Origin of the sequence: Bradyrhizobium zhanjiangense, from assembly GCF_004114935.1 — a bacterium.
Lineage (GTDB): Bacteria > Pseudomonadota > Alphaproteobacteria > Rhizobiales > Xanthobacteraceae > Bradyrhizobium > Bradyrhizobium zhanjiangense.
The window spans coordinates 4,920,959-4,944,692 of record NZ_CP022221.1 but is presented as its reverse complement, the minus strand read 5'-3'; the positions used below and the strand labels follow the sequence as shown (position 1 = coordinate 4,944,692).

Annotated in this window: 19 protein-coding genes; 6 read left to right on the top strand and 13 right to left on the bottom strand. The window is 65.3% G+C overall.

The annotated features are described in order from the left end of the window. Complete coding sequence (locus tag XH85_RS23670; RefSeq protein ID WP_164940823.1) at positions 1-1,365, bottom strand: MFS transporter; 1,365 nt, start codon at positions 1,363-1,365, stop codon at positions 1-3. 200 nt (positions 1,366-1,565) lie between these two features. Here XH85_RS23670 and ydiJ point away from each other — a divergent pair, with 200 nt between their 5' ends. Then, positions 1,566-4,595, top strand: coding sequence for a D-2-hydroxyglutarate dehydrogenase YdiJ (gene ydiJ / locus XH85_RS23665; protein ID WP_128933710.1), 3,030 nt, complete (start codon positions 1,566-1,568; stop codon positions 4,593-4,595). A gap of 1 nt (position 4,596) precedes the next feature. Here the strand turns inward: ydiJ and XH85_RS23660 are convergent, their stop codons facing one another. The 8 genes from XH85_RS23660 to XH85_RS23625 all read right to left on the bottom strand — a co-directional run bounded on the left by XH85_RS23660 (position 4,597) and on the right by XH85_RS23625 (position 13,224). Continuing rightward, complete coding sequence (locus tag XH85_RS23660) at positions 4,597-5,520, bottom strand: SMP-30/gluconolactonase/LRE family protein (RefSeq protein ID WP_164940067.1); 924 nt, start codon at positions 5,518-5,520, stop codon at positions 4,597-4,599. After that, complete coding sequence (locus XH85_RS23655) at positions 5,517-6,467, bottom strand: amidohydrolase family protein (RefSeq protein WP_245473374.1); 951 nt, start codon at positions 6,465-6,467, stop codon at positions 5,517-5,519. Before XH85_RS23655 ends, XH85_RS23660 begins: the two co-directional genes overlap by 4 nt. An 85-nt stretch (positions 6,468-6,552) precedes the next feature. Then, positions 6,553-7,302 (bottom strand): IclR family transcriptional regulator, encoded by a 750-nt coding sequence (locus XH85_RS23650; RefSeq protein WP_128933707.1) that lies wholly within the window; start codon positions 7,300-7,302, stop codon positions 6,553-6,555. A gap of 956 nt (positions 7,303-8,258) precedes the next feature. Continuing rightward, positions 8,259-9,002 (bottom strand): cis-4-hydroxycyclohexanecarboxylate dehydrogenase, encoded by a 744-nt coding sequence (chcB2, locus tag XH85_RS23645; protein WP_128933706.1) that lies wholly within the window; start codon positions 9,000-9,002, stop codon positions 8,259-8,261. Positions 9,003-9,034: 32 nt separating this feature from the next. Beyond that, a complete protein-coding gene (locus tag XH85_RS23640; RefSeq protein WP_128933705.1) occupies positions 9,035-9,829 on the bottom strand; it encodes an SDR family NAD(P)-dependent oxidoreductase in 795 nt (264 codons plus the stop codon). A gap of 31 nt (positions 9,830-9,860) precedes the next feature. Then, the gene (locus XH85_RS23635) at positions 9,861-10,199 is read right to left on the bottom strand and encodes an NIPSNAP family protein (RefSeq protein WP_128933704.1); all 339 of its coding nucleotides are present in this window, start codon (positions 10,197-10,199) and stop codon (positions 9,861-9,863) included. Between the two features lie 24 nt (positions 10,200-10,223). Next, on the bottom strand, positions 10,224-11,456 hold the full coding sequence (locus tag XH85_RS23630; RefSeq protein ID WP_128933703.1) for an ABC transporter substrate-binding protein: 1,233 nt from the start codon (positions 11,454-11,456) through the stop codon (positions 10,224-10,226). A gap of 64 nt (positions 11,457-11,520) precedes the next feature. Further along, the gene (locus XH85_RS23625; RefSeq protein ID WP_128933702.1) at positions 11,521-13,224 is read right to left on the bottom strand and encodes an FAD-dependent oxidoreductase; all 1,704 of its coding nucleotides are present in this window, start codon (positions 13,222-13,224) and stop codon (positions 11,521-11,523) included. Positions 13,225-13,414: 190 nt separating this feature from the next. Between XH85_RS23625 and XH85_RS23620 the strand changes: the two genes are divergently transcribed. Continuing rightward, on the top strand, positions 13,415-14,299 hold the full coding sequence (locus XH85_RS23620; RefSeq protein ID WP_128933701.1) for a helix-turn-helix domain-containing protein: 885 nt from the start codon (positions 13,415-13,417) through the stop codon (positions 14,297-14,299). A gap of 15 nt (positions 14,300-14,314) precedes the next feature. Here the strand turns inward: XH85_RS23620 and XH85_RS23615 are convergent, their stop codons facing one another. The 4 genes from XH85_RS23615 to XH85_RS23600 are packed head-to-tail and all read right to left on the bottom strand — an operon-like array spanning position 14,315 to position 17,978. After that, positions 14,315-15,145, bottom strand: coding sequence for a sugar phosphate isomerase/epimerase family protein (locus XH85_RS23615; protein WP_128933700.1), 831 nt, complete (start codon positions 15,143-15,145; stop codon positions 14,315-14,317). Further along, on the bottom strand, positions 15,142-16,035 hold the full coding sequence (locus XH85_RS23610) for an NAD-dependent epimerase/dehydratase family protein (protein ID WP_128933699.1): 894 nt from the start codon (positions 16,033-16,035) through the stop codon (positions 15,142-15,144). Before XH85_RS23610 ends, XH85_RS23615 begins: the two co-directional genes overlap by 4 nt. A gap of 18 nt (positions 16,036-16,053) precedes the next feature. Continuing rightward, positions 16,054-16,905 carry an IclR family transcriptional regulator gene (locus tag XH85_RS23605; RefSeq protein WP_164940066.1) on the bottom strand — a complete coding sequence of 284 codons (852 nt, stop codon included), beginning with the start codon at positions 16,903-16,905 and terminating at the stop codon, positions 16,054-16,056. Between the two features lie 17 nt (positions 16,906-16,922). Then, a complete protein-coding gene (locus XH85_RS23600; protein WP_164940065.1) occupies positions 16,923-17,978 on the bottom strand; it encodes a Gfo/Idh/MocA family protein in 1,056 nt (351 codons plus the stop codon). Between the two features lie 191 nt (positions 17,979-18,169). On the opposite strand from XH85_RS23600, the gene XH85_RS23595 reads away from it, so the two are divergent. From XH85_RS23595 to XH85_RS23580, 4 genes are all read left to right on the top strand, one after another. Beyond that, positions 18,170-19,432 (top strand): ABC transporter substrate-binding protein, encoded by a 1,263-nt coding sequence (locus XH85_RS23595; protein ID WP_128933697.1) that lies wholly within the window; start codon positions 18,170-18,172, stop codon positions 19,430-19,432. Positions 19,433-19,508: 76 nt separating this feature from the next. Further along, positions 19,509-20,378, top strand: coding sequence for a branched-chain amino acid ABC transporter permease (locus XH85_RS23590; protein ID WP_128933696.1), 870 nt, complete (start codon positions 19,509-19,511; stop codon positions 20,376-20,378). Next, entirely contained in the window at positions 20,375-22,906 is a 2,532-nt protein-coding gene (locus XH85_RS23585) for a branched-chain amino acid ABC transporter ATP-binding protein/permease (protein ID WP_245473373.1), read from the top strand. Before XH85_RS23590 ends, XH85_RS23585 begins: the two co-directional genes overlap by 4 nt. A gap of 17 nt (positions 22,907-22,923) precedes the next feature. Beyond that, the gene (locus XH85_RS23580) at positions 22,924-23,733 is read left to right on the top strand and encodes a shikimate dehydrogenase family protein (protein WP_128933694.1); all 810 of its coding nucleotides are present in this window, start codon (positions 22,924-22,926) and stop codon (positions 23,731-23,733) included. Position 23,734 lies beyond the last annotated feature (1 nt).

The following is a 23,734-nucleotide window of genomic DNA, read 5'->3' as shown; positions in this document are numbered from 1 at the left end:
TCAAATTCCTTTCGAGAGAGGTGCGATCGGGCTGGTGCGGGCGTCGGCCGTGCCGGCCTGTCGCTGCAGGCTGATGCCGACCACCCGGATCAGGATGGCGGCGAGGATGAGGAATGCGGCCACCGAGATCAGAGCCCAGGAGAAACTGTCGGTGGCCTGCCGGATCACGCCGATGAGATAGGGACCGACGAAGCCGCCGAGATTGCCGATCGAGACGATCATCGCCAGGCCACCCGCGGCAACGCTGCCGGTGAGAAAGCTCGACGGGATCGGCCAGAAGGTCGACTGGTAACACATGATCCCGATCACGGCGCCGCACAGCGCGACGATCGAGATCAGCGCTGACGATGTCGCGTAGCCGCAGACAATCAGCGACGCTGCGCCGACCAGCAGCCCTGCTGCCACGAACCAACTGCGTTCACCGCCCTTGTCCGACAGGCGCGCCCACAGCATCATCGCGACGGCGCCGCAGATGTAGGGCACGGCGGCGATGAAGCCGACGGCGACGACGCCAAAGCCGAGGCCCTTGATGATCTGCGGCATCCACAGACCAAGGCCGACGGAGCCGATGATGGCGCAGAAGTTGACGGCAGCGCAGACAAGGACGCGCCAATTGGTGAAGGCATCCCTGAGCGTAGAGGAGTGCTTGGCGGCAATGGCCGCGCGCTCCGCCGCCAGCACCTCGGCAAGCCAGCGCCGCTCGTCGGGGCTCAGCCACCTGGCCTGCTCGGGCTTGTCGGTGAGCGTGAAGAAGCACACGAAGCCCAGCAGGGTCGCCGGCAGGCCTTCAAGGATCAGCAGCCACTGCCAGCCATGCAGGCCGCCGAGGCCGTCGAGCGTCAGCAGCGAACTCGAGATCGGCGCGCCGACAATGTTGGCAATCGGGATGCCAAGCAGGAACGCAGCCGTCGCCGTGCCGCGGATCCGCGCCGGGAACCAGTAGGTGAAGTAGAGGAACACGCCAGGCGTGAAGCCGGCCTCACCAAGCCCGAGCAGGAAACGCATCACGCCAAAACTCACGGGACCGACCACGAAGGCCGTGGCGGCCGAGATCAATCCCCAAGTGATCAGGATGCGGGCGATCCATTTGCGGGCGCCGATCGCCTGCAAGGCGAGATTGCTCGGCACCTCCGCCAAGAAATAGCCGAAGAAGAACAGTCCGGCGCTCCAGCCGAATTCGGACGGCGAGATGCCGATGTCGTGGTTCATCGTCAGGCTGGCGATGCCGACGTTGACGCGGTCGAGATAGGCGACGATGTAGCAGAGCAGCAGGAACGGCACGATCCGCCACAGCACTTTGCTGAGGATCCTGTCCTGCTCGGGCGCGAAGCCCGCGCCGGCTGACGCGGCGGTGACACTGGCCATGGGTTCCCTCCAGGGCCGGTGTTTCCCCGGCCATGACGCCCCCTAACAAAAATAGAACGTCGTTGCAATTCGTTTTGAAACGTCGTTTCATTTTCAAGAACAGACCAGCGGGGCGCTTGCGTCGTCCGATCAGAAGCGCTCCCATGAAAAAATGGAGTGCGGGCCGTCAGTTGCGGCGACCGCAAGCCGGGAGGAACTCGATGCTGCCGCGCGTATCCGATATGCAGGCCCCTGCTCCGCTGCATAGCGAACTGGCGGCAGAGCTTCGGCTGCGCGGGTTCGAAGGCGATTTGGCGCCGGCCTATGCCGACCGGATCGTCTCGGCAACTGACAACTCGATCTATCAGCTGCTGCCCCAGCTCGTGGTGTTTCCGCGCAGCACCGACGACCTGGTGCGCCTCGCGCGTGTCGCATCCGAGCCCCGCTTTGAGGGCATCGTGTTCGCGCCTCGCGGTGGCGGCACCGGCACCAACGGCCAGTCGCTGACGGAAGGTCTCGTGGTCGACGTCTCGCGCCACATGAATCGAATCCTGGAGATCCCGTCCGAGCGCTGGGTGCGGGTGCAGGCCGGCGTGGTGAAGGACCAGCTCAATGCTGCGCTGGCCGAGCACGGCCTGTTCTTCCCGCCGGAGCTCTCCACCTCCAACCGCGCCACGATCGGCGGCATGATCAGCACCGACGCCAGCGGCCAGGGCTCCTGCCTTTACGGCAAGACGCGCGACCATGTGCTGGAACTGACGACCGTGTTGCTGGACGGCACGGTGTGGACGTCGAGGCCGCTCGAGAACGACGAGCTGCAGCAAGTCCAGCGTCGAACCGACCTCGTCGGCGCCGTTCACAGGCTGGTCGATGCGATCCAGCGCGAGCAGGCGGACCTGATTGCCGCGCATTTCCCGAAGCTGAACCGCTGCCTGACCGGCTACGACCTCGCTCACATCCGCGATGATCGCGGCCGCTTCAACCTGAACTCGATACTGTGCGGCAGCGAAGGCACGCTGGCGCTGATCGCCGAAGCCAAGTTGAACGTCGTGCCGATCCCGAAGCATAGCGCGCTGGTCAATGTGCGCTATGGCAGCTTCGATGCCGCCTTGCGCGATGCCCAGGAGCTGATCCGGTTCGGTGCGGCATCGATCGAGACCGTCGATTCCCGAGTGCTTGGCCTCGCACAAGACGACGTGGTCTGGGACGCCGTCCGGGATTACTTCCCCGAAGATGACGGACAGCGCGCGATGGGCGTGAACCTCGTCGAGTTCGTCGGCGACACGGAGCTGGAGATCGAGGAGCCGGTCAGCCGCATGGCCGAGGTACTCGCCTCGGCGGAAGCGACACGCGGCCGCCGCGGCTTCACAGTGGCGCGTGGCGAGGCGGAGGTCAACGCGATCTGGACGATGCGGAAGAAATCGGTCGGCCTGCTCGGCAACATGCAGGGCGACAAGCGGCCGATCCCCTTCGTGGAAGATACCGCCGTGCCGCCGGAGCACCTGGCCGATTACATCGCCGAGTTCCGTGCGCTGCTCGACGCCCGTAAGCTGACTTACGGCATGTTCGGCCATGTCGATGCCGGCGTGCTGCATGTCCGCCCGGCCATCGACATGAAGGATCCGGCGCAGGAGCGGCTGATCCGGGAGATCACCGAAGAGGTCGTTGAGATCACCAGGAAATATGGCGGGCTGCTGTGGGGCGAGCATGGCAAGGGCGTGCGCTCGGAATTTTCGCCGCGCTTCTTCGGGCCGCTCTATCCGGTCCTGCAATCGATCAAGGCTGCATTCGATCCGCGAAATCGGCTCAATCCGGGGAAGATCGCCGCGCCCGACGGCGGGCAGTTGCTTGCGATCGGCGCGCTTACCACACGCGGCCAGCTTGATCGAACGATCCCCGCTTCCGTTCGCAGCGCGTATGACGAGGCCCTCCACTGCAACGGCAATGGCGCATGCTTCTCCTGGGATTTTGATGAAGCGATGTGCCCCTCCTACAAGGCGACGCGCGATCGTCTCCATTCGCCAAAGGGCCGCGCCTCGCTCATCCGCGAATGGCTGCGGCAGCTGGCGGCACTCGGCGTCGACCCGGAGCGGGAAGCTGCGTCGCTTCGACAAGGTGCGCGCTGGCGTGATTTTCCCGCGCGGCTGCGCAACAGCTGGGCGCGCGAGCCGGATTTCTCGCATGCGGTGAAGGAGGCGATGGATGGTTGCCTCGCCTGCAAATCCTGCAGCGGGCAGTGTCCGATCAAAGTCGATGTGCCAAGCTTCCGCGCCAGATTTCTCGAGGTCTACCATGGCCGCTATCTGCGGCCGTTGCGCGACCATCTGATTGGTTCGCTGGAGTCGATGCTGCCGGCGCTCGGCAGGATCGGCTGGCTTTACAACCTCATGATCGACAGCCCGCCGGGCCGTTTGGCGATGCGGGCGATCGGACTGGTGCACACGCCGAAATTTTCGCAGGTTTCGATGCGGCGGGAATTGGCAGCGCGCGGGATTGCGATCGCCATGCCCGAGTTGCTGGCGGCACTCTCCGTTGAGGAGCGCGCGCGCAGCGTGGTGCTGGTCCAGGACGCCTTCACGAGCTGGTATGAACCGCGCGTTGTGCTCGCGGTGCTCGACCTCATGCAGACGATCGGCTTCAAGCCGTATGTCGCGCCGTTCCGCCCCAACGGAAAGCCACTGCACGTGCACGGCTTCCTGGGCGCCTTCAGCCGTGCCGCGTCCCGCAACGCCGCCATGCTGCGCGAACTAGCCGCCACCGGCGTCGAGCTGGTCGGCGTGGATGTATCGATGACGCTGACCTATCGCTCCGAATACGGCATGCTGCCGGACGCGGACCGGCCGCCCTCTGTGCTGCTGGTCCAGGAATGGCTGGCGCGACACTGCGATGCCGTCCCGAAGACGTCAGGCGTCCGAGACGAATACCTGCTGCTGCCGCACTGCTCGGAGCGTTCGCTCGCTTTGTCGAGTCTCCGTGACTGGCAGGCGGCATTCGCAGCCGCGGGCGCGAGTTTGCAAGTGCTGCCGTCGGGGTGCTGCGGAATGGCCGGGACCTATGGCCATGAGGCTGAACATCGCGCCACATCGGAGCGGATCTATGGAATGAGCTGGGCCCGCCACGTTACCGAGCATGCGCCGAGCGGACGCCTGCTCGCGATCGGCTACTCCTGCCGATCGCAGGTCAAGATCATGGATGGGCAATCCCTGCCTCACCCAGCGGAGGCGTTGCTGACCCGCCTGCGCGCCGCCTGACTTAGTCGGCGTGCGAGAACATCGGCAGGCCCGGCACGTCGAGCTCGGCGCGCAGCAGCGTCCCGGTGCGGCTTTCGGTGATGAAGAGGCTCTTTCGCTCCGGTCCGCCGAAGGCAAGGTTGGTGGTGCCGACACCGGCGCAGGAGACGATGCGATCGAGTGGCTCGGCCAGGGGCGACAGCCTCCATATCGAGCCGAAGCCGGTGTGACAGACCAAAAGGTTGCCGCCGTCGTCCAGCGCCAAGCCATCAGGACCGCCCGGTCCGCCATGCAGATGCGAGAATATCCCGACCTTGGTTGTGAGCCCGCTCGCCGGCAGCGGCACGCGCCAGATCTGGTTGGCACGCGTCACCGCGACGAGCAAGAAACTCTCGTCGGCATCGACCACGATGCCGTTCGGACTCGGAATGGTGTTGATCAGACAGGTGAGCCGGCCGTCGGGCGTGAGCTTCCAGACCCGGCCAGTGGGATCGTGCATGCCGGTCTGTCCCTGGTCGGTGAAATAGAGATTGCCCGACGGCGCGAAGACCAGGTCGTTGACGCCCTTGAAGCTTTCGCTCGCGGCCGTCTCCAGGAACGGCGTGACGTTGCCGCTGGCCGGATCGAGCAGCATGATCCCGCGCTTGTAGTCGGTGATGAAGACGCGCCCATCACGGTGGATCTTCAACCCGTTCGGCCAACCATCGTACTCGGATACGAGCTCCCACGCGCCGTCCGTGCTGACACGGAAGATACGCCCATAGGGAATGTCGGTGATGTAGAGCCGGCCTTGCCGATCGAAGGACGGTCCTTCGAGGAAGGAGTCGATCTCGCGTCCGCCCTGGTTGGCATTTGCCCAGGTCGTTCGCCGCGGCTTTCGGAACTGATCTGGCAGGCGCGTGAAGATACTGGTTTCGAGCCGGCGCGGCGGGCTGAAGAACGTCATGGCGTAACCTTGGGAAAGGCGTAGAGTTCGGCAGGGTTGTCGACCAGGATGCGCTTGAATGCAACGTCGTCACCAGCGCATTGCGCGAACAGATCGAACAGGCGCGCATCGTCAGGCTTGTGCTCCTTGGCCTCGGACGGATGCGGCCAGTCACTGCCCCAGACCAGCCGCTCGGGCGCTGCCTTGACATAGGCTGCCGCAACAACGCCAGCGTCGGCGTAGTCAGGCGCGCCCTGCTTGCTCGAGACATAGGGGCCCGACAGCTTCACCCACGTCCTGCCGCGATCGAGCAAGCCGCGAATGATCTTGTAAGAGGCGCTCTCGATGCCTGCCGGCTGTGGCACCTGCGCCAAATGATCGAACACGAGCCGCCCCGGCAGCGACGCCAGCAGGTCGGCGTTGTCCTCAATCTGCTTGGGCCGCATGTTGATCTGGCAGTGCCAGCCGATATCGGCGAGCCGCGGCGCGAGCAACGGAAGGGAGCTCACGGAGAGCACGCCGGGAAAGCCGAGATTGAAGCGGACGCCGCGGACACCCTGTTCGTCGAGCCGTCGCAGCTCGGCATCCGATACGTCCTCGGCGACCACTGCGATCACGCGAAAATTCTCGGCGCCCAGGGCCTGTCGTGACGCGATCTGCAACCGGTTGTCGGTGCCATAGGTCGAAGGCTGGATGATCACACCTCGCGTCGTGCCGATCCGATGTTGCAACGCGCGATAATCATCCGGCGATGCGTCGTCGGGCAGCAAGGTCGCGCCCTTCGCGATCGGATAGGACTTGTCATAGGTATGGAAATGGCAATCGGCGCTGCCGACAGGCGGCACGAAGAGCGGCTTCGTGATGCCGCTCGACCAGCGCACTCCCTCTGCCTGCGCCCGCACGACGTGGGGAACGAATGATGCGCCCAGTCCGGCAAGGACCGTCCTGCGCGTGAGCGTTGCTGCCACCACTTCGTCCTCCCATCGGTTGTTATTGGGAGGCTTATAAGCCGATGGCGAGCACCCGGCAACCAAAATGAAACGACGTTTCGTTTTACGCGCTCAGACTGGGTCGATTGCGGGGGCTCTTTCCGGTGCGGGGCACCGGGCTTCCACCGCACGCCAAGGTGAGCTTGGTCGCGGCCTCAACCAGCGCACCTTTCATCTGCTCCGCCCGCGCAGGCGTAAGGCGACTGACCGGTCCGGAGATCGAAAGCGCCCCGACTAGGGAATTGCCAATGCCAAACACGGGCATGGCGAGCGCGGCGGCATGAGGATCGGTGACGCCGGACGTGAAGAGCGGCAGTTCGTCGTCCGGACCGGGAACTCCGGCCTCATATCGGCGAAGGGTCTGCGCGATGGCCGATTTATCCATCGGACGGGTGTCGCCCGGCTGCACGGTCATCCGGATACGGTTGGTGCTCTCCACCCGGAAAAGACAGAGCCGCTCTTCGCCATTTCGAACATAGAAGGACGTCGTCTCACCGGTTTTTGCTGCGAGTTGCTCGAGGACAGGCATGACGTGGTCGGAAAGACGGAACGCCTGCTGATAGGCCGTGCCGAGCCGCAAGGTCTCTGCATCGAGCCGGTAAGAACCATCAGGCAAGCGCGCGAGCAGCCGGTATTGTTGCAGCGACAAAGCGAGCCGCAGAATGGTGCTTTTGACAAGTCCGGTGCGCTCAGCCAGTTCCGCCAAGCTCAAGGCGCCGTCGCCTCGACGGAAGGCCGTTAACACTGCCAAAGCCCGTTCGGCTGACGACACGCCCTTGAGTGCAGGCGGCCTTTTCTGGGTTTTCCTTGCCATCTCAAATCCTCATCTCCGCCTCTCCTACGTCATTCCCGCTCCAGTTAGAAGGCCGATGAGCTTGCAGCATAGAAAGCCGAGGCGAATTCCCGGACTAAAGGCCGGCAAACGAAGCAGACTCGTCGACAAGCGAAGATCGCGATTTAGGCTCGCCATCGCTAGAAACATGCGGATCTGACCGAAGCGCCAGGTTCGGGCTAACGGCTGCCTTCTTACAAGCTCAGATCCCAGACCCCCAAGGCCGTTCGGTACGATCGCGTACGCTGCGATACTCCGGGACTGAAAACACCATAGAATCCTATCCCTACCTCGATCGGGATAAGCCGAGGTCACCATCTCGACCGGCGCCAGCAAGCAAGAGAACGCGACCGGAGCTACGCTAAACTACGAGATAGCCGCCGGTGGCACTACGCCCACTCTATCATTTCGAACGACGGCTCGTCGTTGATCTGCAAGCACAATTTTCCGGATCTGACGGACGAATGCCGACGGTATACCCGCCGCAACTTTTTGGTCTTGAATTCACAGGAAAATTCGCGCCGCTGGAGATACTGTCGTTACCGCTACCTATCGAAGTCAATCGGCTCGATGGCGCTGTGTGCGTCGCAGGGATGACTACTGCTAGCATTGAGACGGCGCAGTTTCCGATACCGTCAAGAGTTCCGAATAGCGCTGCGTTGCGTTTAGTCGGTCCACCATACATCGCACCTCTCACCCCAACCTGTGCCAGCAGTGCTGGTCAGCGCGGAGGCCGTATCGCAAGCCCTCATCGGCTGGAGGTGTTCGACCTTGGGAGCTTCAGCCGCCTCCCGCCGCCGCCACTTGGTCCGCGCCAACCTTAGCCGCCGCGCTGTAAACCCGCAGGGACACTCCTGTCGGTCGGCTTTTGGTGCCCGACCAATCTCACATTTGCCGGCGAGGCAGGGCGTGACCGGTTGCTGGCACAAATTAGCGGACTAAATAGCGGTGTAGCCGCCGTCGGCATTGATGCACGCGCCGGTGACGATCGAGGCGTTGTCGCTGGCGAGAAACGCCACCACTTGCGCGATTTCGTCCGGCCGCGCCAACCGACCGATCGGTTGCCGCATCAGCATCGTCTCGCGGGTCGCCTCCGGCAGCTTGGCCAGCAGTGGCGTATCGACATAGCCCGGAGAGACGCAGTTGGCCCGGATGCCCTGTCTCGCATAGGTCAGCGCAACCGAGCGCGTGAGATTGACCACGGCCGCCTTCGCGGCCGAATAGGCATTGCTGTTCTCCTGGCCGACATGGGCTAGGATCGAGGCCATGTTGATGATGGCGCCTCCGCCCGTCGCCAGCATGGCGCGTGCGGCGAACTTGTTGCAGATCGCGACGCCGGTAAGATCGACATCGATCACGCGGCGCCAGTCCGCGAGGTCGAGCGTGTGGATCGGCGACTTGCGCTCGGGAATGCCGGCGTTGGCAACGAGGATGTCGAGCCGGCCGAACTGCGTCACGGCCGCCTCCATCAGCGCGGCAACGGAGACCTCATCGGTAACGTCGACGTGCTGGAAGACCGCTGCATGGCCCTCAGCGGAAAGCCTCGCCGCGAGCGTAGCGCCGCTTTCGGTGAGGTCTCCCACCATGACATTCGCCCCTTCGACGGCAAACAGCTGCGCGACGGCGGCGCCAATCCCGGAGCCGGCGCCAGTGATGACGGCTATTTTTCCCTGCAGCAGCATCCGTTGCTCCCATCCAGATTGGTCCGCCGAACTCAGTTCTTCTCGAACCCCGGACGCGGAATGGTGCCCATCAGAGTGCGGGTGAAACCGCCGTCGACCACGATCTCCTCGCCGGTGATGTAGCTTGCCCGCTCGCTGGCAAGGAACACGACCGCGTCGGCGATGTCTTCCGGCCGCCCGATCCGCCGCGCCGGCACCAGGGCACGCCGCGCCTCATCCACGCCGGGAGTCCGATAGATTGCCTCGGTCATCGGCGTGCGGATCATGCCGGGGCTGACGACGTTGCTGCGCACGCCGCGCGGTCCCCATTCGACCGCGAGCTGGCGCGACAGCATGACCACCGCGGCCTTGCTCGCGCTGTAGGCGCCGCTATAGCTCTGCGGAAACGATGCCGAGATCGACGCGACGTGAGCAAGGGCGCCGGCGCCTCGTGCCAGCATCGGTTCGCCGAAGATCCGCGCACAGCGCAAGTAACCGGTGAGATTGAGCGACAAGATGCGCTCCCAATCGGCCATGCTCGTGGTGTCGAGGCCGCCGGGCAACATGGTGCCGGCATTGTTAACGAGGATCGCCGGCTGGCCGACCCTCGCCGTCACCTGCGCGGCCGCGTTCGTCACACTGTCGTCGCTGGTGACATCGCAGGCGACAAATTCCGCCCGCCCGCCGCTGGCGCGAATCTCCGCCGCCACCGCCGCACCGGCCTCATTGCGGTCGAGCACCACGGTGGTTGCGCCGGCTTCTGCAAGACCGAGCGCAATGCCGCGCCCGATGCCGGCCGCGCCGCCGGTGACGACGGCCACTTTCGCCGTGAGATCGATCCACGCCATGAGGGGTTCCGATGACTGAGAGGACGCCGCGTCAGCTGACCAGACCGGACAATGAGGGCAGCTCGATCCGGCGGATCAGGCGATTCTCCTGGGCAACAATGAGGTGCTCGGAAGCCTGCAGGTAGGCCGGCCAGTCCGGATCCTTGTCGCGCGCGGCATGCCGGCGCTCGAACTCGCCCATATCCGGAAAGCCCCAGAGGTGGACGATCTGGTTCAACGGTCCCACCGCGCTCGTGAACATGCCGAGCGGCCGCCCCAAGTATCGAAGCTGCACCGGCATCGCGAGCCGGTCGAACACATCGATGAACTCCGCCATCTTGCGCAGGCGGATGGTGTAGGCGCGCAAATCTACAATGGCATGTTCGGTCATCGGACAGGCTCCAGGTTCGATTCCTCAGCTGCGCACGAGGGCGCAGCTCCCCTCGCCGAGTGGACGAAAGGCTTCCTCGGCGCTCAGCGTCGAGACCAGCTTGTACACGTCGCCGGTCGCCTTGCTCTCCGCGGGCTTCTTCACCTCGAACAGATAGGCCGGATGAATCTTGCGGCCGTCGGCGCGGATCATGCCCTGACCGAAGCAGTCGTCATCGGTCGGCATCTTCTTCATCAGCTCGACCACCTCGCGGCCGTTGCGCTTGGCCTGCGCGACGCCCATCTCCTTCACCGCCTTGAGGTAGTGCAGCACGCAGGCGTAGTCGCCGCCCTGGCTCATGTTGGGATAGACGTTGGCGGCGAGCCGCGGCTTGACGCGGTCCATGAATGCGCGGGTCCGCTCGTTGAGATCCCAATAGAAGGTCTCTGTGAGAGAGAGGCCCTTCGCCGTCGACAGGCCCATCCCGATGACATCGGTGACGTAGCCGACCAGAGCCGCCATGCGCGTGCCGCCCTGGTCGAGGCCGAACTCCTGGGCCTGCTTCAGACAGTTGATCAGCTCGTTGCCGGAATTGGCAAAGGCAATCACGTTGGCGCCGCTCGACTGGGCCTGCAGCAGGAACGACGAGAAGTCCGAGGTTGCCCCGAACGGATAGCGCACCGAGCCGAGCACCGTGCCGCCGGCCGCCTTGACGAATTTCGCCGCATCGGCTTCCGCGGCATGGCCGAATGCATAGTCGGCGGTCACGAAGAACCATTTCGAGCCGCCTGTGCGCACCAGCGAGGTCGCCGTCGAATGGGCCAGGCACCAGGAATCCCAGGACCAGTGCACGAGATTGGCGCTGCAGCTCTTGCCGGTGAGATCGGATGAGCCGGCGGTGGTGATCAGCGCCACCTTGTTCTTGTCCTCGATCAGGTATTTGGCGCCGAGCGCGATCGACGAGTTGCCGACATTCTCGATCACGTCGACGCCGTCCTGATCGAACCATTTGCGGATGATCGCCAGGCCGATGTCGGCCTTGTTTTGGTGGTCGGCGACCAGGATCTCGACCTTGATGGAAGGATTGGCGGCCATGAATTCGGCCGCCGCCTGCTGCGCGCAGGCAACCGTCGTCGGCCCCGACACGTCACGATAGATGCCGGACATGTCGGTGATCACACCGATGCGGATCGTATTGTCGGATTGCGCCCGGGCGAGGCGCGGCGCGAGCGTCGCGGCAAGGCCGGCTCCGACGAAACCGCGGCGTGTCATGCTCATGTCGTTTCTCCCTCACCTGCCCCGCCTGCGCGGAGCTGTTGTCATTGCAATCGTACGGCGTAGATCAGGCCTGCTGACCCGCAAGATGGCGGCCGGTGATGTAGCCGAAGGTCATGATCGGCCCGAGCGTGATGCCGGCGCCGGGATAGTTGCCGCCCATGATGGAGGCGCGATCGTTGCCGACGGCATAGAGCCCGGGGATCGCCGAACCGTCCTGGCGCAGCACGCGGCCGACCACATCGGTGGTCAAGCCGTCGAACGTGCCGAGGTCGCCCATGATGATCTTCAGGGCGTAGTAGGGTCCGGCCCCGACAGGGGCGACGTTCGGGTTCGGCTTGTGCTCGGGATCGCCGAGATAGCGGTTGAACGCCGTGCTGCCGCGCTTGAATGCGCGATCGATGCCATCGACCGCGCCCGCATTGTACTCGCGCACCGTCGCTTCGAGGCCCTCGGGATCGAGACCCGCGGCCGCGGCCAGGTCTCGTAATGTCGCGCCGCGCTTGAGATAACCGTTGCGCACGAAGGGTCCGACCGGCACCGGCGCCGGCTTGGCATAGCCGAGGCCGTATTTGCGGATGGTGGCATGATCGCAAATCAACCAGGCTGCGGTCTCCTTGGCGCCGACGCCGTCGGCGATCATCGCGGCGCCGACGTCGTGGTAGGATTCCGACTCGTTGGTGAAACGCCGCCCCTGCCGATTGACGGCGATCACGCCGGGCTTGTAGCGATCCACGAGATGCGGAAACACGCCGGTGCGATGGCCCAAAGGCACGCGCGACACCGGCATCCAGGCCGCGGCATTCGGAAAGCGGATGGCGCAACTGCCGCCCTCCTCTTCCGCCATGCGGATGCCGTCGCCCGTGTTGGCCGAGGGCGTCGGCGACAGGTGCTCGCCGCCGCGGGCGAGGTGCGGATAGGCGCGCGCGATGCGCGCTTCGTCGTGCGGAAATCCGCCGCTGGCCAGAACCACGGCGTGGCGTGCGGTGATTTCGTATTCGCCCCTGGCGTCGCTGACGACCGCACCGGCGATCGCGCCGTTGCGGCTGATCAGCCGCTGCGCCGGCGTCGCCGTCAGCAGCGGGATCCCGAGATCGAAGACCGTCCTGGCAAGCCGCGCCGCCAGGGCGTTGCCGCTGGTGATCTTGACGCCGCGGCGATAGCGGGCGAGATCCCAGAGGTGGCTCGCAAGCCGCCTCGCCACGTAGAGCGCCGACGAAAGCGAGCTGGTCACGCGAAAGAAGTGCTTCAGCTCGTCGTTGGACGAGTTGAACATCATGCCGATGAAGGTGATGGTCTCGAGCGGCGGCCGCAGCCGCCGGATCTCTTCACCGAGGGCGCGGGCATCGTAAGGCGCCGCAGTGACCGAGCGGCCGAGCCTGGCGCCGCCTTCGACATCAGGGTGATAGTCCGGATAGGCCGACAGCACGAATTTCGCTTCGGTCTCCGTCTCGAAAAAGTCGACCATGCGGGGACCGGCATCGAGAAAGGCGTCGATCGCGGCATCGTCGAAATGGTTGCCGGTCTCTTTCTTGAGATAGGTGCGCGCGGCCTCCCTGCTGTCGGTCACGCCGGCGTCGCGGGCATGGCGATTGCCGGGAATCCAGAGCACACCGCCGGAGAAGGCCGTGGTGCCGCCGAAATAGGAATCCTTTTCGACGATGATCACGTCGAGACCGCATTTTCGCGCAGTGATCGCGGTCGACATTCCGCCGGCGCCGGAGCCAATGACCAGCACGTCGCACGACAGATCGCGCACTTGCCCTGACATTGCCGCTTCCTCCCTCGTCCTTCCCCTTGGCGCCGCGCGGCGTTGTTCGCCCGCTCTGCCGAGGCTCGGTCCTGGATAGATGCGGCGGACGGCTCCGCCAATGGACGAAACCCCTTTTGTATTGTACTTTTCATGAATTCAGTGCAGCGGCGTGCAGCTGGCTGCAGGCCGCGCGGAGGGAACGGAACGCATGATCCCGCACTACTTTTTGTACGAGGAAGCGGCATCGGAGGTCGAGCCATCGTTCCTTCACATCGAACCGATCCCGGTGCGCAGCGGCCGACACAATTGGACAATCCGGACCCATACCCATCCCGACCATCACCAGATCCTGGTGATCAGCAAAGGCGGCGGCGCCATCGAGGTCGAGGGCGCGAGCTGGGCCGTCGCGCCGCCGGCACTGATCATCATCCCGGCCCTGACGATCCATGCGATCCGGTTCAAGCCCGGCACCGACGGCTATGTCATCACCGTGGCGCCGCCATTCCTGCGCTCTGCCCTCGACGGCGACGCCGACCTCGTCGACGCCTTTCGCCTGCCGGCGCGCTTCCTTCCGCAACAGATCGGCCGCGACATCGACCTCGTCGGCCTGTTCGCCTCGCTCGAGCACGAATTCGTCTGGTCGGCTCCCGGCCGCCGCACCGCCATCAAGGCTTATCTGCAACTGCTCGCGGTAGCCGTGCGCCGGCTGCAGGAGCAAGAGCGGGTTCGCCCGATCTCCAGCGCACGCGAGGCCGACACGGTGATCCGCTTTCGCGAGCTCGTCGAACGGCATTTTCGCGAGCATGCATCGCTCGATTTCTACGCGCGCAGGCTCGGCGTGACGACGGCCCGCCTCAACGCCTGTTGCCGGCTCACGACGGGCAAGTCGTCACTGGCCCTGATCAACGACCGGCTGCTCACCGAGGCCAAGCGCAACCTGCTCTATTCGGACATGACCGTGAACGAGATCGGCGCCGCGCTCGGCTATGCCGATCCCGGCTATTTCAACCGGTTCTTCTCGCGCAATGTCGGCCTGTCGCCCGGACGATTCCGCGACCGGCTGTTGTCCGACATGACGCGCGCCGCCGGTTGAGCCGGCATGGTGCCTTTAGCCGGCGAGAGAAAAGGCCAATCCATGTCGCTTGAGTGCGGCGGCGCCGTCGTCGAGATCATGGAGCGGACGGTCCGACAGGATCTCAAGGACGATCTGGCCTGCATAGCGCCGCCGCGTCAGGAGTGCCGCGATGGCCGCCAAATCGATCGCTCCGGAGCCGAGCGGATCATGCCGCCACTGGCCCTTCGGGGCATCGGACAAATGCACGATGCCGAGACGCGACCACAGCGCTTCGAGGCCATCGACCGGATCCTCGCCGATCGCAAAAGCGTTGGCGACGTCGTAGATCACCGGCATGCCCGCATAGCCTCCGGCATCGAGGAATGCCGAGATATCCGCAGCGCTCGCGAGCAGCCCCTGCGGATGATTTTCGAGGATGATCGGCACGCCGGCGCGTTCGGCCTTGTCGTGGATGCGGGCGAAGGCGTCACGGAAGCTCGGCATCAACCGGTCGTCGGCCTTGGCGAGCAGCGCGTGTCGGCGGCCGGAGCCGACGCAGATCCAGCGCGCGCCAAGCTCGGCGGCACGGTCGATCGTGGAGGCATATGACGCCACTGCAAAATCCACCACATCTTGTGAGGGGCTCGCCAAATTGATGTCGCTGCTGGCGAGATCGAGCGCCAGGAGCGACAGGCCGTGCCGCTCGACCAGTGCGCGGATGCGGCGCGTACGGGTCGCATCCTGCTTCCAGGGATCGAAATGCGGAGGCGTGGCCATCAGCTGGATGGCGCGATAGCCCGCCGCCGCGAGCCGTTCGATGGCCTCTTCGGCGAGACAATCCCACGTGAAACCGAAGGTGTGGGCGCCGAGCACCGGGAGCGTCATGGCGCAGTCCGATAGAGCTCGATCGTCCGACGAATGCCGTCGCGCAGCGACGTCGCCGGCAAGTCCGAAAAGACACGCCGCAAATCGCCTTCGCCGATGTCTTCCGCGAATGGGAGCACGGGTCCGTCGATGCCGATCTTCGCCTCGGGCACGACGGCGCGCACGGCCGCAACGACGTCGTCGTTCGAAACCACTTCGCCGGGCAGATTGAAGACAAGAGCGCCATCGGGCTCGCGGCGCAGCGCGGCCGCGTAGGCGGCCACCACGTCGTCGACGAGAACGAGGCCTGCCGTGCCAACATAAGGGATCACATAGCTCTCCCCGCGTGCTGCCGCGCGGCAGGCGAGCGAGGGCCCGGCGGTCATCCCGGTCTCGCGACCGAAGCCGTAGACGATATAAGGCCTGAAACCGATGCTGGCGATGCCGTGATCTTCCCAATAAGCCCGTGCGCTGCCTTCGCAGGCGAGCTTGAATGCGCCGTAATGGGTGACGGGCCGCGGGGTCGTCTCGTCATGGGGACCGTAGACTCCGGCGCTGCTGGTAAAGACGATGCGCCGGATGCCGAACGCCTGGGCTGCATCGAACACGTTCAACGTACCCACGAGATTGATCATGGCGCCGCGCACCGGATCGGCCTTGCAGGCCGGCGTCAGCACGCCGGCGAGATGGACGATGGCCTCGCAGCCTTCCGCCGCCGCGCGCACGGCCGACGCATCCACGATATCGCCGACGCACCACTCCACCTCCGCGGCCGCAGCTCCGACGATGCGATCGAACTGCGCCGAGCGCCCGACCGGCTCGAACACGCGCAGCCGGTCGCCGTCGGCGGCAAGCCGTCGTGCCAGCCAGGCACCGATGAACCCGCCACCGCCCGTGATCAGAATCCTCATGATGAACTCCCGTGCCGGTCAGGAACCGGGGCCGAAGAAGCTTTCGCCCGGCCGCGCGACGCGACCATAAAGCCCGGGTGAAGCCAGCGTCGCCATCGACAGCTCCTGCGCCGTCTGCAACAGCGCCGGCGCAAGCTCGAGCATGCGCTCCTCAGTCAGGCGGATGTGCGGACCGGCGATCACCACGGCGCCCGTCACCTCCTTGGTCTTGGGATGACGGATGGGAGCCGCGGTCGCGCTCATCCAGGGCGTATAGGTCTGCACGCAGATGCTGACGCCGCGCTTGCGGGCCTGGCGCAGAAATTTCAGCAGCGCCGGCCAGCTCTCCGGCGCGCGCGGACCATAGTCCTTGCGCAAGCCATAGCCCTGCTTCTCCACCAGCCCGCGCGCCTCCTCATCCGACAGGCACGACAGCCAGGCGTGGCCGCTCGCCGAGCAGGACAGCCGCCCCACCTGCCCCATGTCCGGATCGTAGCGCAGGCCGGCAGGCGAGCCCTGCGCCTTGGCCACCCACACCAACTCCCGCCCGTCGATCATGGCGAGACGCACGAGCTCACCGCTCTCGCGCGCGAGGCGATCCAACAACGGCTGGGCGAAATCGGTGATGCCGCTGCCGGCCAGGAACGTGAAGGCGAGCGAGGCGATCTTGGCGGTGAGCTGGTAGGCGCCCTGCTCGCGCTCCTGCCTGACGTAACCATGCTCGATCAGGCTTGTCAGCACGCGGTGCGTGGCGCTGCGCGGGATATGCAGCGAATCGGCGATCTCGAACAGCTGCATGCCATGGGCATTGGTCGCGAGCAGCTCGAGCACCCCGAGCGTCCGCTCTAACAACCCGCTCGGCGCCTCACCGGGATCCGGGTTCTTCAACATCAAGGCAGCATCCTGATTCACAATTCAATCTCCTGATCAGGTCGCACTATCTGACCGGTTTCGGCGGCTTTGTGAACCGCCATCGTGGCCTGCAAAGTCAGCATGCCGTCGCGCGCCGTGATCAACGGCGCTTCGTCCGCGCGGACCACCCGTGCCAGATGGTCGATCTGCGCAAGATAGGGATCGCCGCGCGTGAGGCCAATCTGATCGCGCGAGATCGGAGCAAACCAGCTCTTTGCCGAGGCGTAGTGCCAATGATCCAACGTGGGCAGCGCCAGCGCGCCGTCGGTACCGCAAAGGAAATGCGTCTGCACCGCGGCCGGCTGCGGCGGATAGTTCGGGCTTTCGCCGCTCGCAAGATCCCAGCTCCACGGGCTCGCCGCGGTATCGCTGAGGCTCAACGTCACCAGCGCACCGCCGGCGAGGCAGAGCAGGATCGCCGCGGAGTCCTCGACCGCGAAGCCGCGCACGGCGTTGGAGGTGACCGCTTGCACGGAGGCGATCTCGCCGCAGAGATGCCGAATCAGGTCGATCTCGTGAATGAGGTTGATCAACACCGGACCGCCCCCCGGTTCGCGGCGCCACGCTACGTCGAAATAATCCGGCGGCTTGTAGAAGGTTGCAAGCACGTTCGCATTGGTCAGGCGACCGAGCGCGCCTTCGGCGATCATCGCACGCGCCCGGCGCGTGATCGGATTATGGCGCCGGTGGTGCCCGACCAGGACGGGCATGCCCGCCCGTTCCGAAGCCGCCGCAATCGCCGCCGCGTCGGCAAGCGTACTGGCGATCGGCTTCTCGACCAGGGCCACGATGCCGCGCTCGATGCAGGCGATGGCAAACGCACGGTGGGTCGCGTTCGGCGTGGCGATGATCGCCGCCTCCGGCTTCACCGCCTCCAACAGATCGCGCGCATCGCTGTAGCAGGGCACGCCAAGGCTTTCGGCATAAGCCCTTCCCGCGGCAGCGGGTTCGGCGATTGCGACGAGCCGGCAGCTCGTCGAACGGCGGATCGTTTCGCAATGGGCCCGCCCGATTGCGCCGGCTCCGATCACCGCCACCGCGACCTCTGTCATCTGCGTCCCTCGCAAATTGCCGTTGCTTCCGAGGCGGCGCTCTTAGCACGCCATGCCGAGGATTGGAATTGGATTCCAATTTTCGATTTTTGATATTGGAATTCGATTCCAGTCGTGATACGGGCAGGCCCAAGAGCCGCTTGCACGGCCCGCCGGCAGCGACCGGCGCATGTCACAACGGGAGGAAACAAATGACGGATCGGAAGACGACATCGGCCATGACGGGCTTGCGCATCGGCCGTCGCGGCCTGCTCCTCGGCGCAACCTCACTCGCGGCCTCACGCCTCGGCATGCCCTATATCGGCAATGCGGCCGCCGCGGAGCCGATCAAGATCGGGATGATCTGGGCGAAGACCGGCTCGATCGTCGACCAGGCCGAATACCTCGCCCAAGGCGGCATGCTCGCGCTGGAGCAGCGCAACAACACGCTGTTGGGACGGCCCGCGGAGATCGTCTGGCTGGACGAGCCCAATCCGCAGGGCGCGCAGCAGAGCGCGGAGCGTCTCGTCGGCGAACAGAAGGTCGTCGGCATGGTCGGCGGCGCGCTGTCCTCCTTCGCGCTCGCGATCTCCTCGGTGGCCAAGAAGGCCAAGATTCCCTACGTCGCGGCCAATGCCGCCACCGGCGACCTCACCGGCAAGTCCTGCAACAAGTACACGTTCCGTCTGCAGCCACCCGTCGACGTGCACGCCCGCATCCTCGCACCCTACTGTGCCTCGATCGGCAAGAAATGGTACCTGCTTACGGCCTCCTACGCCTTCGGCCAGGACATCAAGCGCGCCTTCACCGACTACATCACCGCCAATGGCGGCACCGTGGTCGGCGCCGACGAGGTCCCGGTCGGAACGCCGGACTATTCCTCGTTCATTCTGAAGATCCGCGCCGCCAAGCCTGACGTTGTGATCGGCGGCATCGCCGCGAGCGATCTCACCACCTTCCTCAAGCAGTGGAACGAGCTCGGCATGAAGGGCAAGATTCCCTTTGCCGAGATCTCAGTCGGCAATACCGACCTCTGGGGCGTCGGCCCCGAAGCCGCGGACGGGCTCTACACCATCACCTGGTGGTACAAGAATCCGAACAACTCGCCCGAGGAGCAGGCGATGGCCGCCGCCTACGAGAAGAAATACAACAGGCCGGCGGCCGACAAGGCCTGGATGGGTTGGCTCGGCATGAAGAGCCTGCTCGATTCCATCGAGATGGCGAAATCGACCGAGCCCGGCGCCATCGTGCAGGCGCTCGAGGGCTGGAAGTATCGCCGCGGCGACCTCGATATCGGCTACCGCGATTTCGATCATCAGATGACGAGCCGCCTGCTGGTGGCCGGCATCCATCCCAAGATCACGGACAAATGGGATTATTTCGACGTCAAGGCCGAATTGCCGAAGACGCCGGAGGATCTCGCCAAAGCGTTCGGCTCTGCCGGCGACAGCGCCTGCAAGATGGACACGCTCTGAGCTTTCACTGGGACGACGTGAGACGCAAGCCTCGAGCCTGCGCCATAGTGCCGCCCGATCCGAAACGGATGTCGCCATGCTCGACATGATCCTGTCGCAGGCCGTCAATGGTCTGGTGCTCGGCTTTCTCTACGTTCTGATCGCCATCGGGCTCTCGATCATTTTCGGGATGCTCGGCATCGTCAACTTCGCGCATGGCGCCTTCTTCGCCGTCGGCGCCTATCTCGCTTACGCCTTGAGCCGGGAGTTCGGCTGGTGGGCCGCGCTCGCGGCGCCGCTGTTGACCGGGATCATCGGCGTGATCGTGGAGATGACCCTGATCCGCCATCTCTACGGCAAGGAGCCGCTGCTCGGGCTGATCCTGACCTTCGCGCTCGCGCTGCTCGCCGAGGCCGTGCTGCGGCTGGTCTTCGGCGGTGCGCCCGTGCCCTTCGCCGCGCCGAAATTCCTGGCCGGCTTCGTCGAATACGGGCCAGTCCTGATCACAAAATACCGGATGTTCGTGCTGGTCACGACCGCTCTGGTGCTGGTCGCATTCTGGGCCTTCCTCGCCTACACGCCCTACGGCCGGATCATTCGCGCGGGATCGCGCGACCCGGAGATGGTGGGCCTGCTCGGCATCAATCTGCCGATCGTCTTCAGCGGTGTCTTCGGCATGGGCTGCCTGCTCGCCGGCCTCGGCGGATTGCTCGCAGCACCGCTGTGGACCATCACGCCTTCGATGGCCGCAGGCGCCATCATGCCAGCCTTCGTGATCGTCACCATCGGCGGGCTCGGCTCGTTTCTCGGCGCCGTCGTCGCCGGCCTCCTGGTCGGCATCACCACCGCGATGACCATCCAGTTCCAGCCGGAGTGGTCCGGCGCGGCGATGTACATCCTGATGGCCGCCATTCTCCTCATCCGCCCGCGCGGGCTGTTCGGCGAACGCTGGGAGAGGTTCGAGTGAGACAGCTCGCCATGTTGCGCCACCCGGCGCTCGTCACCGCATTCGTTCTCGCTGCACTGACCGCCGTGTGGTCGCTGCTCGGCGCGCCGATCTCGCTGATCACGGAGATTGCGATCTACACGCTCTACGGCGCCGGCGTAAATCTTCTGGTCGGCTATACCGGGCTCGTCCCGTTCGGCGCGTCGGTGTTCTTCGGCTGCGCGAGCTATGCCGCCGCGTTCTTCATGCTGGGCCACTACGGCAACGATCTCGTCTCGCTGCTGCTTGCGACCGGGTTCTCCGCCCTGCTCGCCCTCGTGATCGGCGCCATCATCCTGCGCCGCAAGGGATTGTACTTCTCGCTCCTGACCCTGGCGTTCTCCCAGATCGCCTTCGAGATCGCCTTCAAATGGACCGCGGTGACCGGCGGCGAGAACGGCCTGCAGGGCGTCTATCGCACGAGCTTTGCCGGGCCATGGTCGTTTCACGTCTTCGTGGTCGTCGTCACCGTGCTCTGCATCTGGCTGATGTGGCGGATCGCGCATTCGCCGTTCGGCCGCGTGCTGCAGGCACTGCGCGACAATGAGCAGCGGGCGAGCAGCCTCGGGTACGACGTGCACCGGTTCCGCCATGGCGCCCTGATTCTCACCGGCACCTTCGTCGGCTTCGGCGGCGGCCTGCTCACCCTGATGCTCGAAGGCGTCTACGCCAACAATCTGAGCTGGCAGCACGCCGGCGATTCCCTGCTGATGACGGTGCTCGGCGGCGTGCATCACGTGCTCGGGCCCTTGTGGGGCGCGATCGCCTTCATCCTACTCGAGGACCGCCTGTCGGCGATCACAGAAAACTGGTGGCTGATCTTCGCGCCGATCCTGATGTTGTTCGCGCTGACCTCGCCGGAGGGAATCCAGGGCCTGTGGCAGCGGCTATTCGGCCGCCAGCGCTGGACGCTGGTGCGTCCCGATATTCCGCCTCGCCCCGACATCATTGCGCCGTTCGCGAGCAGCGCCAGCGGGCTCGACCGTGGCAAGCCGCTGCTGCAGACCATCGGGTTGAGCAAGAACTTCGGCAGCCTGGTGACGGCGAAAAGCATCGATCTCGAGATCCATGGTGGTGTGCTGCACAGCATCATCGGGCCGAACGGCGCCGGCAAGACCACGTTGTTCAACATGCTCTCCGGCGCACTGAAGCCGAGCGGCGGACGGATCGTGTTCGACGGCCGCGACATCACCCAGCTGCCGATGCATGTTCGCGCGAGACTCGGGATCGGGCGCTCGTTCCAGATCCTGTCGATCTTCCAGAACCTGACCGTGTTCGAGAACGTCCGCATTGCCGTACAGGCCCAGCGCAAGGGATCGGGCCGGCTGCTCGCAGATGCCTATGCCCTCGCGGAGACCAACGCCAGGACCTGGTCGATCCTCGATGCCGTCGGCCTCGCGGATGTCGCGGCCGAACCTTGCATCAACCTTCCGCACGGGGCGAAACGGCTGCTGGAGATCGGCATTACGCTCGCAATCGAGTCCAAGCTCCTGCTGCTCGACGAGCCGCTCGCCGGCCTCGCCGAGGCCGATCGTGTCGTCGTCGCCGATCTGATCCGGAAGCTCGCGCAAACGCATGGCGTGCTCCTGATCGAGCACGACATCGACCGCGTTCTCGCGATTTCCGACCGCATCTCGGTTCTGCACCAGGGGCGGATGATCGCCGACGGCCGGCCGGCCGAGGTCGCAGCCAACCCCGATGTGGTCGCAGCCTATCTCGGCGCCGCCAAGGATGGCAGCCAGTCGCCGCCGCCCGCGATCGAGCGGATGGCCCACGCCACGGCCCCGCTGCTGCTCGCCGCGAATGCGGTGTCGGCCGGCTACAGCGGCAGCACGGTTCTCGATGCGGTTGATCTCGCCGTGCATGCCGGCGAGGCGGTCGCCCTGCTCGGCCGCAACGGCGTCGGCAAGACCACGCTGCTGCGGAGCCTGAGCGGTACGCTCGCCATCTCCTCCGGCAACATCGCGCTCGAAGGCAGGCCGCTCGCGCGCCTCAAGCCTTACGAGATCAATCGCCTCGGCATCTCGCTGGTCCCCGAGGGCAGACGGCTGTTTCCCAACCTCACCGTCACGGAAAATCTGCAGCTTGCCGCGCGGCCCGGCGGCATCGGGCTTGCGGAGGTGTTCGAGCTGTTCCCGCGCCTGCGCGAGCGCCGGTCCGCAAAGGCCGAAATGCTGTCGGGCGGCGAGCGGCAGATGGTCGCGATCGCGCGCGCCCTCGTGGTGCCGAGCAAGCTGATCCTGCTCGACGAGCCCTTCGAGGGCCTTGCGCCGGCCGTGGTCAAGGAAGTGATGGACGCGCTCGTCAAGCTGCGCGGCGAGGTCGCCATGGTCATCGTCGAGCACCACGCCGAGACCGTGCTGCCGATCGTCGACCGTGCCTACGTGCTGGTGAACGGCCAGATCGCCTTTGCCGGCGACGCGGAGATCCTGGAACGGGATCATGAGTTGCAGGCGCGCCTGCTCGGCGTGGTCCAGGCCGAGACGGCGCAGGCCCGCGGAGCAGCCTAACCGAGAAGAGAACAACAATGATCAGCCTCAACCTGACCGGCGCGACGCGCCTCAACATCATCGTTGGCGATCCCATCGCCCAGGTGAAATCGCCTGCCGGGGTGACGCAGGCCTTCGTCGAGCGCGGCTATGACGGCATCCTGGTGCCGGTACAGATCGACGGCGGCCATCTCAAGGCCCTGCTGACGACTGCGACGGAGATCCGCAATCTCGACGGCATCATCGTCACGGTCCCGCATAAATTCGCCTGCTACGAGTTCTGTTCGAGCGCGACCGACCGCGCCCGCCTGCTCGGCTCGGTCAACATCATGCGCCGGCGCCGCGAAGGCGGCTGGCATGGCGATCACGTCGACGGCCTCGGCTTCGTCGGCGCGGTGCGCGCGGACGGCTACGATCCGGCCGGCAAGCGCGCCCTGCTGGTCGGCGCCGGCGGCGCCGGATCGGCGATCGCCATGGCGCTGGTCGAAGCCGGCGTCCGCACCCTCGCCATCCACGACAATGACGTGGCCCGGCGCGATCAGCTGATCGGCAAGCTGAAGACCCTCGGCAGGGCGGAGATCGTCCCAGGCTCCGCCGATCCGTCCGGCTTCGATCTGATCGCCAACGCCACGCCGCTCGGCATGAAGGCCGGTGATCCGCTGCCGCTCGACGTCTCCAAGCTCGAGCCCGAAATGTTCGTCGGCTGCGTCATCACGAGCCCCGTGATCTCGCCCCTCGTCGAGGCGGCGCGCTTTCTCGGCTGCAAGACCTCGACGGGCAGCGAGATGTACAACGCGCTGCAGAGCTCGATGGTGGACTTCCTGCTCGCCCGCGACGGATCGAGGTGAC